Here is a 15,419-nt window from a genome sequence, read left to right on the forward strand (position 1 = left end):
ATCTTTGTTAGGTAAAAAATTAAGCCATAGCACCGTTGGCGCCGATAATTTGTCCGCTGATCCATTTAGCATCATCACTAGCTAGAAAAGTGACAATCTTGGCAATATCAGTCGGTTCTCCCAAACGATTGAAGGCATTCAATGCTGCCAAGCGATCGATGATTTCTTGTGGCTTACCTGCCGTAAATAATTCGGTATTTGTTGGTCCTGGCAAGATGGCATTAACGTTGATGCCACGAGCACCAATCTCTTTAGCGAAGACGCGCGTAAGCTGCTCTACCGCTCCCTTGGTCGCTACATAAGAACCATAGGTAGGCATCATAAGTCGTGTTGTAGTAGAAGAAAAGTTGATGATGCTACCATTATCGGCAAGCTTGGTTGCTGCCTCACGTAAGGTATTGAATGTACCTTTTACGTTGATATCAAACTGACGTGTAAAATCGTCGTCTGTAGTATCTTTAATTAGTTTAGTAATCATAATGCCGGCATTATTAACCAACACATCTATCTTTCCGTAATGGTTGATAGCGGCATCAAAAAGTTGTTTTACCGCTTCCGCTTGGCTAACATCCGCCTGCAAGGCGATAGCATCACCACCTTGTGCTTTGATAGCCGATACAACGGCATCAGCAGCTTCTTTTCCGCCGGCATAGTTTACAATAACCTTAGCACCAGCAGCAGCCAGTTGTTGTGCTACTTCGGCACCGATACCTCTTGACGATCCAGTCACGAGGACTACTTTGTTATTTAATGTGCTCATTATTCTTTGTTTTTATTTGATAGAACAAAGTTGGCACTTAACTGATTGATGGAACGTACAAGAATTATAGCAACTGTTGCAAATTTCTAAGGATGTTGCGTAAAATAATGTTTTCGATACTCGGCGGGACTCATTTCCGTATGTTTTTTGAAGTAATTGCTGAAATGTGCTGTTTCCAAGAAACCTAGGCGCGCCGCAATTTCTTTGATACTATGTTCTTCATTCTGCAGCAATACCTTCGCTTCTGTAGTCGTACGGTCGGCAATCCATGAGCTGATTGTTTTTCCGGTCTTACTACTTATTACACTGGAAAGATAGTTAACATGTAGCGCTTGTAAATCGGCATAATCTTGAACGCGAAGCTGCGTGTTCGTCTTTCCACTTACTAAGTCGCGAAAATGCTTTTCAATATTTATTTTAAAGCTTTTTACTATTTGTGAGCTGCGATTACCCTCATAAATAGGATTATAATCAAGAAAAAAGAAGGCTTTAAGCTTTAAAAGTAACACAATAACAAGAGCTCCAATAATCTTATTCTTGTAGAGCGCATTCCCTTTATATTCTTTAAGTATCTGTGTACACAACTCTTCTACCTGATTAAATTGCTCTTGGCTCAATACACGTGGCAATACAACTTCTGACAATAAGAAGGAGAAATCACGATATACATCATCATGAACATATTCTTTCAAAAAATCTTCCTCAAAGGTTATTAAACAGGTATGTTCCAGCTTTTCCCATTCGAAAACTCGGTAGTTACCAGGGTTCGTAAAATACACCGTATTCTCGGTCACCTCAAATCGCTGATCGTCAATCGTATAATAACCCAACGCATTTTTTATGAACAGAAAGCTGAAGTAATTGGGTCGAAAAGGTGCTGAACGAAAAGGTAGTTCTTTAAATGTATCTTCAAGATAATGAATCGTAAAACCAGATTCAGCTTCCAAGTCGTCTACAGGAAGATTCATTGCTCCATATAATTCACGCAACGTAGCTGCTTTTACTTGATTGGATCCCATCTGCTTTCTTTTTATAAATTTAAACAAAATTTAAATAGATTTTTATAGAAAAAAGCCCCCCAGATAGGACTAAGATTGTATTTAACGAAAGAGGGTATATGAAGAACTATTTAACCTGCTTTATGCGAAGCAATACCTATGAATGTCATCAATTAAAATGAACTTGCTCAATAGACTTAAAGGAAAAACCAAAAGTAACGTTTTATCTTCTTTTCGAAGCTTTTCCCGGCGGATATCCATAAAAAGTACCGAATGCCCTAATAAATGAAGAGTCGGAGGTATAGCCAACTATTGTTGCAATTTCGCCTATAGATAAGCCCCCCTCATTTAATAAAGTGGCGGCATGAAGCATGCGTAATTCATGGATAAAGCCAAAAACCGTCTGAGAAAACAACAGTTTAAAGCCTTTTTTCAGCTTAAATTCATTCAAGAGAAATTGCCTACTTATACTCTTCATGTCCAGCGCCAAGAGGTAGTTTATCGATAAATAGCTCCGAACAGCTTCCAATTTTTCACGGTCGGAAACTGAAACAACATCAAGCTGGCTTTGACTACTGGAACTATACATCCCTAAGGAAAGAATCAATAATTCTTGAACTTTTGACGCTAAGTAGTTTGTCCTTAAATTGTCGGCTACTGGAGGAGCCTGCAAACAGTTTAGCACGTCAAGCTGATGTCGACTGGTTACAGCATTTCCAGCAAACAGGCTAAATCCCCTTTGTGCTTGACTCTTTTTCAGTACATCAGCATAGGCAGGTCCACAATCTTCGACGACTTCATCAAAAAAAGAAGTTTTTAACCCAACACATAGGTAGTCATATTTTTCCTGTGCGGGAAAGATAAATGAACTTACAGGATCCACACAGTTTAATATATTAAACTGTCCCTTTTGCATAGGAATATCAGCCGCTAAACAAGAAATGGAGGCATTAGAAGTTCCAGACAACTGAAAATGCATACTTAAATGTGTCGTATCCTGAAAATCTTTGACATATAACGTATCTTGAAAACTAGCATTAAATCTCAATAAATCGAAATCTGCTGTTCGCACATTTTTAGAATAACAATCAAATACCCCCGATAAAGAACCTGATGATTCATGGGCAGCGATATCAGCAGTAAACTTCCGTGTAATTAGTTCGCATCCCTTCGCGCACATGCTCAAATGATTTTAATCGGCACCTTAGCCGCATGGAGAACTCAAACAAATATAAGATAGATATCAGTAACTGGAAACGTAGGGATCATTATAATTTCTTCAAAGGCTTTCAACAGCCCTTCTTTGGTATTACAAATATGATAAATTGTACCGAAGCCTATGCCTACTGTAAAGCACACGGTGTAAACTTCTTTTTATATTATCTACATAAATCCCTGATTGCCGTCAATCAAATAAAAGAATTTCGCTATCGAATGGAAGGTGAAGAAGTGTTTGAATATGCAATTATTTCTGGTTCTGTGACTGTCATGAGAAGAAATGAAACTTTTGGATTTGCCTATTTCAACTATCAACCAAATTTCGAATCATTTAGCACAACAGCTAGGCTAGCCATCGATCATGAAAAAACAAACAATGGCCTTCAATTAAGAGCGGACTTAACAAGCCTTATTCATTACTCCGTACTCCCTAGGGTGAATTTCACGAGTATGCAGCATGCTCAGCATATAGCCTCTACAGATAGTATTCCTAAAATTGTATTTGGTAAATTGAGCTTTGAAGGGACTCAAGTACTACTTCCTGTTGCTGTGCATGTGCATCATGCCCTATGCGACGGAATACATGTAAGCAACTTTTTCGATGCCTTTAATCGTCAAATGCAAATTACTTAAAGGTCGTAGATTAAGGTAAATAGCTATTTTCATTCGCAGCGTACGTCCAATGAAACTAGTGCTTGAATACCAAGAGGCATCAAGCACTAATTCGATACGAAACTACTTGTTTTTGGCCTTTTTTAAAACTTATAGGTAAATCCGGCTCCAAATATTTGACGCACCTGCAATCCTTTACCGATATGGCCATCAGATTTTGGCACGTCCACGTTATCATCGTAGATTAACTGTACGCCTGCATTCACGGAGATATAATTGTTAACCTTCATGAATAAGTTGGCCGTATAGTCAACGTCTACATTCTTTGGTTTATCCAAATAGTTGGAATAAAGCTTAAGTATATTTTCAAAAGTGATATTTTCCATTAGGTTCACTTTGTAGTAAGCATCTACAGAAGCACCAAACTCGCCACGTGCAAATTTATCTTCATCTACGCTATATCTACTACGTAAAGCTTTATCCTCCACCATCACAAAACGTGCCGCCACAGGGGATATATTCACCCTAAAGTTATCCGATTTCTTAAAAGCAAAACCGGGACCGAAGGTTAAATATGCAGGTGCAAAGAAGCGTGATATCGCTTTTCCACCATTCCCTAAGGTGTTATCAGACTTATAGTCGTAGCCATCGGTAAACTGCGTATTAAAGTTCATATAGAAGGTATACATCCAGTATTCGCTGGCTTTAAGTCCTAGTAAACTATTCAAAATTAAGCGGTCATCATTTTTACGCCATTTGGTAGCATCTTGAAAGGTACGTCCGTAGGCAAGGATAGCTTTATTATCCCAACTCCAATTATCTTTCTTATAATTGAAATCATAGTTTAGGGCTAGGTTACCCGCAAATGAATTGATACCACCCGCAGCCCAATTGGAAAAGGAACTTTGATTAATCAGAAAGGTATTCTCTCCTTTGATAGTCCATTTTTTCGCATCCTCAGGCTTTGCATCTTGCGCATAACTTTGTAAGCCTCCCACTAGAAGTAATCCGGTTAGTAGTGTTTTAAATCCCATATGTATAAATTAAATGACTCAAATGTACTGCTGAAAACAATACACTTTTCCTATAAACAATAAAAATCCTTTGTTGTTTGTCGATTATTAAAAACAGCAATTAGAAAACTTAGCTATGCCCGCTTTGCCTTAGGTATTAAAATGGATAAGCCTAAATTAGATTAAAGATTTCTTCAACGCGCTTAGCGCTTCTCCTGCTCTTGTTCTTTCTTTAGTAAATGAACAAATGCTGAAGGAGGCATTCCCATCACCATTTTAAAGGCTATGGAGAATTTACTCAACGACACAAATCCAGCCATATCTGCTAGGTGCGATAGTTTAAAATCGAGTAGTTTAGGTGACTTTTCAAATTGTTCTATTATATACTCAATCCTTTTGCACTGCACATAGTCATAAAAGTTTTTATTACGGAATTTCTGTACAATATAAGCCGCATATCGGGCATTTGTACCCATGTAACTCGCTAATTGGCGTACGGTTAAGCCTTTTTCAAGAAAAAACAAGCGTGATTCTTGTTTTACAAACTCATGAAGCAAGCGTGACTCTGTTTCTTTGGAAATATTAACTTCCCTAGCTGTCTTCACTGGGCTATTTTCAGGTTTTGTCAATAGCGTATTAATCCCTGATTTTGAAGTTGGCACCACGGCAGCCTGTTGAGCAATAGCATCCACAAGGGACTGATAATCTTTCTTAATTTGTTCTTTTTTCTTAAGTATAAAACCTATGCAAAAAAGAGCTAACAATAAAATAAAAAAAGCGCCACCTATCGCAAAATAGTATTTATAGCGATACTGCTGATTCGTTCCTTTGCTATTTACAATTAACTCATCGAGCACCTTTTTAACAGAATCGGACTCTTGATTTTTAACTGTTAAGGCCTTTGTACGATTGTCAACAGAGAGCGCTATACTTCCAAACTTTTGATAATAGTCGGCCCAAGCCTCATAAATTTGAATTTTAAGATCTCTCAAATTTCCGAGCACCAGGTAAGGATCCAATGCGTTAAGGTATAGTTCAGCCTTTTTTTGGTCACCATTGGTGGTTGCTAAGCTGGCTAGCGTAACTAAGACGAATGGTTTTAACGGATTTTCAAAGTTATTGACTTTACGCAGAGCTTCATTCAAAAAGAAATCTGCTTCAACGAAATTCCCCAAGTAAATATTACATAGACCTAAAAGCTGATCGCTAGTTGCTAGCAGAAGAATGGTTTCTTTATCGGCAGAAGAAAGGTCTCGAGAATAGCTAGCCGCTGCTATAGCATTTCTATTCGCTTCATAATAATCCATTATGGCTATATTATAAAATGCTCTTTCATGGAGAATACTAATTTGTAAGAACTTCCCCTTATCAATATTTTTCTCTTTTTGACTGGCCTCTTCCGCACTCGCTAGATATTCTGAAGACATCTTGGTGAGTCCCAATTGGCGAAATGAGGCAGCGAGAAAAACACCTGTTTTCGCCTTCCAATAAAAATTAAAAGAGGCATCAGCAATGGTGTCTGCCTTCATCGCAAAATGAATAGCATCCCTTATAGCCCCTTCTTTTTGAGCCAACCTTGCCAACAGCAATTGCAACCTGATAAGCTCCTCATCAGTTTTTGCCAACTCAGATAGGGAGTCTATCGTTTTATGGATATCATTATTGTCTATTTCTGACAATAATGCTTCCGCCTTAAGATAAAATTCATTAAATTTATTAGAATAGTTCTTCTGTCCAAAAGCAAAGCTGAATGGTATTAAAATAAATAAAGCAGAAAAAAAGAAAAGTCTCATTCGTAAACAATAATAGCTATTAAAATCTTATACAGATACTTTTCTCATTTAGCTAAGATAAAGCTCCCCCAAAGCTTACAAAACGAATAAAAACAATGCAAAAGCTAGAATCACCCCTCCAAGGAGTCCGATAAGTACTAACTTTTTTGAAGAACTGTCATTCCCCTTTTCCTTCAACTCCTTCTGAGTCGCAATCCGCATTAAGTTGAAGTCATGGTGTGCGCGTAAGCCATTCACTTCGACAATTACTTCTATTGTTTTTTCCATCTCTTTACGAAGATGTAATAACGCCAATTGTGACGACAAGTAAGCAACATCATTATCAGCTGAGGCAGTCAGCTGCAAAAAATCCTGCAAATCGACATCAACATCACCTGAAAGTTTAAAATCCTTATCCGGGCAATGTTTTTCAATTGTACTTTTTAACCTATCATCGACTTCAATTAAAGCAGATAATAGTTCTTTGGGTTTGTAAAACTCTGAACGCATAGGTAGATATCAAAGACTTTAAATGTTATAAAGACTTTACTAATATCAAAATTTCGTTCCATTTTAAAATGATTTAAAGTATATTTTTTTATTATTATGAAAAACAATTAATTAAATATTATCATTAAAAAAAAACTAACTATCTGGTTTGATGGACACTTTTACTTAGGTCAACATCCATATAGTAGCCTTTATTATTTTCACTACCATCGACAAACTCTTTTACGCCGCCATCTTTTTTCACCTCATCGGCATAAAGTTCTTCGTAATCAAGTGTGTACATGGCGTTAGGCACCACATTAATATCAAATACCAATTCTTTGAATAAAGCTTTTTCAAAGTTACCATATAGCGTGATATAATGTTTTACGTAGCCTACATTTTTAGCACTATTATAACTTAGTGTGAGTATTCTATCTTTTCCTGGAGGTATCGTAAACACAGCGGTACCTTTGTCGACATTTAAGCATCCACAGGATGTAATAATATCGGTTATCATCAATGGGTTTTTCCCTGTATTGGTAATCTTATACGCGATATCCTTTCGTTGGCCAGCGAGAATCGGGTAATAATGCCTATCATTGTCTTCCACATCCATTGTTGTTTTCCTATTCGCTATATTTAAGCAGGACGTACACAACAATATTCCTACAACCATAAAATTAAAATAAGCAGATTTCATCACAGGCAATTACGGAGTTTTTCAATTTGTTACTTTTAAAAATCTTAAATACAATTTTCTTATTAGGATCAACCTCAATACGTTCACGCAGAGAAGCACATTGATCTGTCAGGTGAAAATTACTTTCGGTATACTGAGCTAACAGTTGATTCGCCTCCCATATTTCTATTCGTTCAGGAGCTAGCATTCGATGCTTTTTGTTGATTAGAAAATTAAGCTGTAGCTCCACCTTCTTTTTTGCAAGGTCTATACGCTCACATTCAACTTGCATACTTTCGCCCGAAAGCAGCCACCCTTGATTGAAATCAGATAAAAATCCAGGTCGGTTATCAATGAGGATATTGGAATCTTCCAAGGGTAATCCTGAAGAAAGTTCAATAGCTTTCACAGCACTAATTAAATTAATCGGTGTTCTTTTCTTTTTCCAGCTTTCCCACTCCTTCAAATAGTGGGCAAGCATACCATGCTCTTCTTTGTACCTACTGATATCCTTAAATCGGGTATACTGATTCAATAAAGCTATCGCAGGTTCATTTTTTGATGAAAGATGCAAATAAGTACCTTCTTGCACAAAAAAACCGTTCGACAAAGCGGCTTCTTCATAGCTCGTCTGCAACTGTGCATAACTTAAAGCAATTATTAACTTTTCGACACGTACTTTCTCATCCCCTTTTAAGCGTGGTAATGATTCTATTAATGCGCGGTATAAAGTATTCGTTTTGTTTGGATTGAAGTAACTTTTCAAAGCTTGACGAAAAGGTGTATAAATAGCTATATCAACATTTCTAGTTGTTACATTTTCTTCCATAGCTAGGATATATGCAGAAAGGATATTCCCCGTAATCGGATAAAAACGTTGATAATATCGTTCGACAAGCTTGTCTACCGACAATGAAGGATTAATCAATAGCGCACTCAACACATAGATTTTAACATCATCAAAAGGTGTATAATCATATCCGCTCCCATTCAAGAACATCCCTTTAACCCCTTGCTCATTAAAGAAAGTAAGCTGGCTCTGCACCCGACGCATAACCGGGAAAGGCGTCAAGTAATCATCGAAGTTCGAGATATAATCCCACAAATAAACATGAGCAGTCTTGTCTTTCCATTGTTGCGTCAAACGTATAAAGTTACGTACCTCTTTATTCTGCTGATCCAGCAGTCCATTTTTTGGAAGTTCTATCGTGCTCAGAAAAACACCCGTATTTTCGAGCATCTTTACAGTCGGTGCCGTCATCGTCGTTCGATAAGCGGTTGTATAAAAATGATGCTTTGGAAATTCTGCAGCCAAGCGATTTAGAAGTACCATCAGGGATGGCGTTGCATTTTGTTTTGTATTACCCGCTTTACGACATGCAGCACAGCTACAAACAAGATCATTATCATTCGGAGCAATCATAAAGTTCTTAGCGTCGGCCTCTCCTCTTCCATATTGGTCGATGACAAAATTGCGAATAGCTTGATAGGTTTCCGGAGCAGAAAAACAATACTGATCATCCTCGCGTACACCATTAATTAAAGCCAGGGCTGCGGCCGGCGGATGATTAGCGAATACACGATGCAAGTTATGTCCCCATAATCCCCAGTCACGGTCCACATTATTCGTGAACAAGATACCTGAATTAATAAGATCCACATTTGGCTGTAAGTGCGGCTCACGATAATCAAAAGCAAAGCGTACAGCTTCCGTTTGGAAAGCTATATAATGCGGAGGAAGGTCTGTAACCTCCATCGGCTGAGCGTCGCTTAAACGACCTATCAGCATATAAGTTAACCATTGCAATACCGCTTTATCCTTCCCGAATAGAGAAAGCCTACCTTTTTCATTCTTGATTTCGTAGTCATAGGCTAAATCAGGTACGACCTCCACGTAAATAATCCCTCCGGTAAAGTTATCCGGAGAGCTATCCGACCGCTGTATGTTCAGTTGTCCTTTTTTACGGTTATTCATATGCCGAAATAGATAATCGGCGGCCCCTTCGCTTAGTTTATCACCATTAGAGATGATTACCATGGTAGAGGCTGAAAAATCAAATTGACCACCCTTGCAGCTCGAAAAAAAGCAGAGCAAAAAGACAAAAAAAGTGATTTCTTTAAAAGGATACATTCAATTGAAAATAGAGATTATACAAATTTCTATACGTTCCAAATTCCATCGGTTTATCTACTTGGAAATTATACCAAGTACCCATTAAACTCGCATTCATATTGCGAGTAATAGAACGACCAATTCCGGCCCCAACCATCGCATTCATAACATTGTAGCCACTATACAGTTGACTATTTACAAGGTCTATATCTGGCGAATTCCCGACGCTACCTACCGCTAAAAGATAATTTAGTGAATTTCCCATAAAATATTGCCCTTTAAGGCCAACGCTATATAGGTAATGACTTTTATCGTTGTCCGTAAGGTAGAAGTTACTCAACTTAGCGGCTAGCCTAAAGTCGTCAATATCCTTAGTAATCCCTAAATTGAGATTCATTAAATTCTGTTTGGTAAAAAATCGGCGGTAGCCCACGCCTACCTCGGCATCCCAAGTAGGTTTAAACGTATAGATTGCAGCTAAGTTTACCGCCAGCTGCGCAAAATACTTATTGGCCAAGGCTAGATCTACGCGTGTGACGATATCGTCTGTCCATGGATTGGACCATTCTGCCTGCCCTTGAATTCCTTTTCCATCGCCTCTTCCGGCATAGTTTAATCGTCCTGTATAAGAACCGCCTCGAGCCATCAATCGTGTATAGTCTACCGTAGAAATCGAAGTAATGCTATAGTCATCTCCAAAACGCGCACGCAGGTGAGCTAGGCCTATCACATTTTTAAAGGTTTTATGACTTAAATAGTTGAGATGGCTTTTAAACTCTTCATATTCCATTATAGAAGGATCATGGAAACGCTGGTAATAATAGGCGGAGTCATAGTTCTTCAAGCCTTCATAAGCCAATCCTTTCATATACTTCAAGGTCTTATTATCTTCATAGCGCAATGCGGTATCGAGCAATTTGACGGCTACCGTATTTGATTTTTCTTTCAATAATTTCCCTGCATATTCTTCGGTAGCGTTGATAAATGTCTTTACCAAAGGCACGTGATAAGGATTGAGCTGTATTTGTTCATGCAACAAGGTCCATGAGCGCTCAAAATTATCGTTCTTTTGGTTCAACATAGCTTCGGCAAGCTTCACTTTAAAGGAAACATCATCACCATACTGCTCTTCAGCCATCTGTGCATAATGTAGCATTTGTTCCTTATCCTTCATCTGGTAAGAAATATTAATCATAGCCAGAAGCGCATCTTGATTACGCTCATCGACGAGTAGCCAACGCTCGCCCAACTGCTTTGCCTCAACCAAACGATAGCTATCCCGAAGAGCTTTCAAGCGCGGTTGAATCATCTCATTATAGCCACCTACCAAACGCTCTCTATCCTGCATCGAAGAAGCCTGAATTACCTGCTCGTAAATACGAAGGGCCTGCTCATAGCGATCTTGCTTATCATACAGGTCGGATTTCTTAAGCATAAGGTCACTATTCCCGGGTTGGTCAAGCAACATATCGTCGAGTATCATAATGGCTTCTTGGTATCTTTTCTCTACAACATAGGCATTGTATAAACCACGCTGTGCCATCGCTACCGACTCTTCATCGCCATGTTTTATGACCTCTTTCCATTCGGCAATACCATCGCCTATTTTACCTTCTTGTACATTTGCTTTAGCACGTTGAACGGTCATGTTTACATAAGATTCCTTAAGCTCGATATCTGCTGGATATTTAGCGAAGTACGTGCGTGTAAGCGCTTCTATTCGCCCTTGATCTTGAGTTCTTTTAACAACCATAAGCTCTTTCATATCGAGCTCTTTATTTGTGCCAACGGCCTTACGATGTTTATTCAGCGCAAGTAGCGATGCTTCCAACTGATCCTTCGCTAAGAAATCATTGAATACATAATCGAAGGCTTCCTTATTTCCGGGAGCACCATCAAATATTTTACCATATAGCGTCGCTGGATCATTGTTCTTGGCGCTGCGTGCTGCTTCTAATAGGAAATAATTGTACTGAGAGCGCATAGCACCACCACCACCCTTCATTTGGGCTTCTAAGAAGACGAGGATTTCAGGATAACGCTGTTGATGTTCTAGAATAGCAATTTTCTTCTGCACAAAGCCTCCATTACCGGGAAATTGGTTTAGCGCACGCTCCGTGTAGACTAAAGCATTATTATAATCACCAGCTTTGATGAAGTTGTCGATAGCCAATAGGTAACCATCTTGCTGCTGAGGCTTATCCTCAACGACTTTTTTAGCCATATCAATAAGCTCGTCTATCTTCCCTGTTTTCTTCACATTCACGGCCTTTTGCTCGACCAAATAGGTTTGATCCTTCTTCAGTTCTTCATCTTCAGGATATATTTGAGAAATACGCTTTAATAAGCGATCGGCCTCGACGTGATTTCCCATCGTCCGATAGAGTTCAATTTTTTTACGCCACAATCCTTTCCAATATGGATTTACTTCAAGGAGCTCATTAATATAACATATGGCACTGGAGTAGCGTTGTGTTTCTGTCTCTACGGTAACCAACATCTGCTTAGACTCTACATTCGCAGGCGCATATTCAATTGATTTTGCAAGCTCATAACGCGCCTTATCATACTGCTGCTTATGCATAAAATATTTACCTAAGACCATACGCATATCGGCGTCTTTAGGATTTTTTTTCAAATTGGCCTCGGCCCTATTTTTTCCTTCTTCCCACTTTCCTGAATTATAGAGCTGGTTAATTTCCTGAACATCGGCATTACGCTCTGTCGCAGAAACGGCACGTTGGGCAAAAGTTGATTGACAGCTATTGAACAATCCAAAAAAAACGATCCATAGCTTAACGCTATTGTATATTCTAAACATTATTATTTACTGTATTGGGAGTTTTCGGTTGTGAAAATCCTTGCCTTGTCATTTGTCCCCACTTAAAGTTTCGACGTGTTAAATATTGATAATAGCCACGTAGTGTAAAAACTACGACCAGCGGATGGTAGATAATAGCCTCTAAAGCGGAAAATAGTACCAGCTTTAAATACTCTCTAAAATTCTTGTAGAGCTTTCCTAACACCAAATCATAGGAAACCGTGATAATAGAAACCGATATTCCAATCAAGTAGGCATATAGGAGCATCATCCAGAAGGTATCAAAGTTCACCTGATTGGTCACTAACAGATAGACCATAAATAGAAATCCTGTAAACTCAATGATAGGTGCTAAAAACTCAAAAAATAAGATATAGGGCATCACGACAAATCCCAATCGTCCATAATCTTTGTTAAAAAAGAACTTGCGATGGTCAATGATAAACTGCAACATGCCCCTTCCCCAACGCGTTCGTTGCCTATTGAGTACTTTAATGTTGGGAGGACCTTCCGTCCAGCACAAGCTGTAAGGACACTGAACAATACGATAGGGCTTTTTATTTTCGCGCATAAAAGCGACCATACGTACCGTCATATCCATATCTTCAGCATGAGAAGCAGAGTCAAAGCCTCCTGCAGAAATAACGACCTGCGTATCAAAAAGACCAAAGCCTCCCGATACATTGGGAATAGCATTCAGCATAGACCAACCCATTTTTGCCACCAGGTAGGAGCGCAAATATTCTGTTTCTTGAAAAAGCGGAATCAATCGATTTGGCGGTCTAACACGCGTAATTCTTCCTTTGTCGATTGTACAACTATTTACCATCCGCATAGTGGCACCTACGGCAATAACAGGTTTATCGGAATCAAGGACAGGCAGAATAATTTTACTCAGTGTGTCTTCCGCAAGAATACAATCGACATCGGTATTGATAAAGTAGTCGTAGGTCGCAATATTTACCCCCGCATTCATAGCGTCGGCTTTTGTTCCTCCGTTCACTTTATCCACTACGCGCAATCTGTTGTACATTGGATTTCTAGACTTTAAAATCCGATGAACCGGCTTACAATATACCTTGTAGGTATAATAGTAAGGTACTTCTTCCAGTTCAAACTCCTGAATTAGAATGTCCAACGTCTTATCCTTACTTCCATCATTAACGATAATGACCTCAAAATTTGGATAGTTAAGATTTAGAAGAGAGCTTACACTATCATAAATAATTACTTCCTCATTAAATGCGGGTGCAATTATCGATATTCCTGGAGCTTCATCAGGAAACTCTCGTAAGTAATTCTCTTCTCTTATTGTATACCTATATTTATACCACAGCGTCTTATAGTAACTCAAAATCATTAAGCCTAAATAAAATATGGCTAAAGTGGTGGCGTAAAAATAAATTAGATAGGTAAAAAAAAAGACCATTTATTATAAATTAAGCAGGGATGATAGTACGTTCAGCGAATACCTGTTCTAAGAGAACATCTTCTTTATTAGCTGTTTTTTTACGGGCCTCTTCTAGCAATAGTTGAAGGGTATCTTCCCCATTTTTCCCATGAGCTTTAATCGATCTTGCAACGATTAATTTCGTTCTTATATCTTCCGTACTGTGGTAAGCATATGTTAAAAAATCTAGTGCATCCTGACCTTTAAACTTCCCCATTGCCGTAATAATAGCATCCCTCACGGCATTGGACTCTAGTGGATAGCGTTTTACAAGGTTTGCTGTAGACTCCGCATAGCCCAACTCGCCTAAGGTCAATATTACTTGAGCTCTGACATCTTTATTTTCATAAATATCCAACATATCCACCAAGGAAGGTGCTGCTTCATATTGTTTAAAAAAACCAATCTCGCGAAGGACAAATATGACGTAGTTTACCTTTTTAGAGTTATTAATCCAACGCAACAAGTTCGGAAGCTGTGCCTCTTTAGATCTTTTAATCAGTGTAGAGTGTAAACGTAGCTTATCAAGTTGACTAAATGATTCATCAAAATTATCTTCCATAAATCGGAAAGGATTGTAGCTATCCTGGCTTGTATGTAAATCACGTGCCGTCTTACGAAGATCGTTATTCTTATGAAAGGTAGATTTTGATAGTATCCCACTATTAATACCGCGGTCAAACTGACCTACAATTTGTAGCGCCTCTCTACGTTTTTCTAATCCTGATGTACGGATTCTTTTTTCCCAGAATCCCATCAGGCGTAGAGCCTCTATACAATTTTTATAGTTAAGGAGATTAAGTACACCTTCTTTGTAAACGGCATCCTTTACTGAAAGTACCAAATCGGTCAGCAAATCGGATTTCCAACGTTTGGTTTTCGCAACGTCATACTCCAACAATTCCTGAAGTTCTTCAACATCATAATTCGTTTTACTCGACATCACAAAAGTCAATTTCTCTTCAAAGAATATACGTGTACGACTCCGTCGTTTATCTCTTCTATTAATTTTATAACCTACATAAAGTAATCGAAGGAAACCAAACACAGTGATTAAAATAAGAAACATCACCATGACAACAGTCATACGAATAATCAGTGGATAACCATTATACATGGAATCCATGTAGCTTAAATAATAGAGATAGTAATCATAGTACATAACTATTTTTTTTTGATAATTTCAATACTCCATTTTAGCTTACTATCCTAGGAAATACAGGTTATTTCGAGTTGTCAAAAGCAAATATTTTGCACATGGGACAATAGCTAAAATCAGAAACAAAGGTTATCATAGTTTAATACATAATTGTCTCAAAAAAATTCCTTTTTATCCTACCCACGAAACTACCCTCTTTTACAACTTTCAAAAATAACAAGAATAAACAACTGACAATCAGCATGAAAAACAACAACCAAGCTTATAAAACAGACATAATAAGCCGGACAACTTTACGCTTAACGGAAAATGTTTCTTTTATAAAAAACAAG

Annotated in this window: 12 protein-coding genes; 1 reads left to right on the forward strand and 11 read right to left on the reverse strand. The window is 38.3% G+C overall.

Translation table 11 applies throughout. From position 1 onward, the window contains the following. Window positions 1-19: 19 nt before the first annotated feature. The 3 genes from WH223_RS00225 to WH223_RS00235 all read right to left on the reverse strand — a co-directional run bounded on the left by WH223_RS00225 (window position 20) and on the right by WH223_RS00235 (window position 2,938). Window positions 20-760 (reverse strand): SDR family oxidoreductase, encoded by a 741-nt coding sequence (locus WH223_RS00225; protein WP_340045505.1) that lies wholly within the window; start codon window positions 758-760, stop codon window positions 20-22. An 86-nt stretch (window positions 761-846) separates the two neighbouring features. Then, window positions 847-1,779, reverse strand: a complete 933-nt coding sequence (locus tag WH223_RS00230; RefSeq protein WP_340045506.1) for a helix-turn-helix domain-containing protein — start codon at window positions 1,777-1,779, stop codon at window positions 847-849. Window positions 1,780-1,981: 202 nt separating this feature from the next. Next, window positions 1,982-2,938 carry a helix-turn-helix domain-containing protein gene (locus tag WH223_RS00235; protein WP_340045507.1) on the reverse strand — a complete coding sequence of 319 codons (957 nt, stop codon included), beginning with the start codon at window positions 2,936-2,938 and terminating at the stop codon, window positions 1,982-1,984. A gap of 32 nt (window positions 2,939-2,970) precedes the next feature. On the opposite strand from WH223_RS00235, the gene WH223_RS00240 reads away from it, so the two are divergent. Beyond that, window positions 2,971-3,609, forward strand: a complete 639-nt coding sequence (locus tag WH223_RS00240) for a CatA-like O-acetyltransferase (RefSeq protein WP_340045508.1) — start codon at window positions 2,971-2,973, stop codon at window positions 3,607-3,609. A 122-nt stretch (window positions 3,610-3,731) separates the two neighbouring features. On the opposite strand, the gene WH223_RS00245 is transcribed toward WH223_RS00240, so the two are convergent. The 8 genes from WH223_RS00245 to WH223_RS00280 all read right to left on the reverse strand — a co-directional run bounded on the left by WH223_RS00245 (window position 3,732) and on the right by WH223_RS00280 (window position 15,054). After that, entirely contained in the window at window positions 3,732-4,622 is an 891-nt protein-coding gene (locus WH223_RS00245) for a DUF3078 domain-containing protein (protein WP_340045509.1), read from the reverse strand. Between the two features lie 182 nt (window positions 4,623-4,804). Continuing rightward, window positions 4,805-6,394 (reverse strand): helix-turn-helix domain-containing protein, encoded by a 1,590-nt coding sequence (locus WH223_RS00250; protein ID WP_340045510.1) that lies wholly within the window; start codon window positions 6,392-6,394, stop codon window positions 4,805-4,807. Between the two features lie 75 nt (window positions 6,395-6,469). Further along, a complete protein-coding gene (locus WH223_RS00255; protein WP_340045511.1) occupies window positions 6,470-6,883 on the reverse strand; it encodes a hypothetical protein in 414 nt (137 codons plus the stop codon). 139 nt (window positions 6,884-7,022) lie between these two features. Continuing rightward, entirely contained in the window at window positions 7,023-7,481 is a 459-nt protein-coding gene (locus WH223_RS00260) for a DUF1573 domain-containing protein (RefSeq protein WP_340045512.1), read from the reverse strand. Window positions 7,482-7,545: 64 nt separating this feature from the next. Then, window positions 7,546-9,582, reverse strand: a complete 2,037-nt coding sequence (locus tag WH223_RS00265; protein WP_340045513.1) for a DUF4838 domain-containing protein — start codon at window positions 9,580-9,582, stop codon at window positions 7,546-7,548. Between the two features lie 79 nt (window positions 9,583-9,661). Further along, window positions 9,662-12,478, reverse strand: a complete 2,817-nt coding sequence (locus WH223_RS00270; protein ID WP_340045514.1) for a tetratricopeptide repeat protein — start codon at window positions 12,476-12,478, stop codon at window positions 9,662-9,664. Further along, complete coding sequence (locus WH223_RS00275; protein ID WP_340045515.1) at window positions 12,471-13,832, reverse strand: glycosyltransferase family 2 protein; 1,362 nt, start codon at window positions 13,830-13,832, stop codon at window positions 12,471-12,473. The genes WH223_RS00270 and WH223_RS00275 overlap by 8 nt, the downstream gene beginning before the upstream one ends. An 85-nt stretch (window positions 13,833-13,917) precedes the next feature. Next, window positions 13,918-15,054, reverse strand: coding sequence for a HEAT repeat domain-containing protein (locus WH223_RS00280; protein WP_340045516.1), 1,137 nt, complete (start codon window positions 15,052-15,054; stop codon window positions 13,918-13,920). Between the last annotated feature and the right edge of the window lie 365 nt (window positions 15,055-15,419).

This window comes from Sphingobacterium sp. MYb382 (assembly GCF_037572665.1).
Taxonomy (GTDB): Bacteria; Bacteroidota; Bacteroidia; order Sphingobacteriales; family Sphingobacteriaceae; genus Sphingobacterium.

Coding starts and splice junctions, on each gene's coding strand:
- WH223_RS00225 (WP_340045505.1), bottom strand. CDS start 760: ATGAGCACATTAAATAACAAAGTAGTCCTCGTGACTGGATCGTCAAGA.
- WH223_RS00230 (WP_340045506.1), bottom strand. CDS start 1,779: ATGGGATCCAATCAAGTAAAAGCAGCTACGTTGCGTGAATTATATGGA.
- WH223_RS00235 (WP_340045507.1), bottom strand. CDS start 2,938: ATGTGCGCGAAGGGATGCGAACTAATTACACGGAAGTTTACTGCTGAT.
- WH223_RS00240 (WP_340045508.1), top strand. CDS start 2,971: ATGGAGAACTCAAACAAATATAAGATAGATATCAGTAACTGGAAACGT.
- WH223_RS00245 (WP_340045509.1), bottom strand. CDS start 4,622: ATGGGATTTAAAACACTACTAACCGGATTACTTCTAGTGGGAGGCTTA.
- WH223_RS00250 (WP_340045510.1), bottom strand. CDS start 6,394: ATGAGACTTTTCTTTTTTTCTGCTTTATTTATTTTAATACCATTCAGC.
- WH223_RS00255 (WP_340045511.1), bottom strand. CDS start 6,883: ATGCGTTCAGAGTTTTACAAACCCAAAGAACTATTATCTGCTTTAATT.
- WH223_RS00260 (WP_340045512.1), bottom strand. CDS start 7,481: ATGGATGTGGAAGACAATGATAGGCATTATTACCCGATTCTCGCTGGC.
- WH223_RS00265 (WP_340045513.1), bottom strand. CDS start 9,582: ATGGTAATCATCTCTAATGGTGATAAACTAAGCGAAGGGGCCGCCGAT.
- WH223_RS00270 (WP_340045514.1), bottom strand. CDS start 12,478: ATGTTTAGAATATACAATAGCGTTAAGCTATGGATCGTTTTTTTTGGA.
- WH223_RS00280 (WP_340045516.1), bottom strand. CDS start 15,054: ATGGATTCCATGTATAATGGTTATCCACTGATTATTCGTATGACTGTT.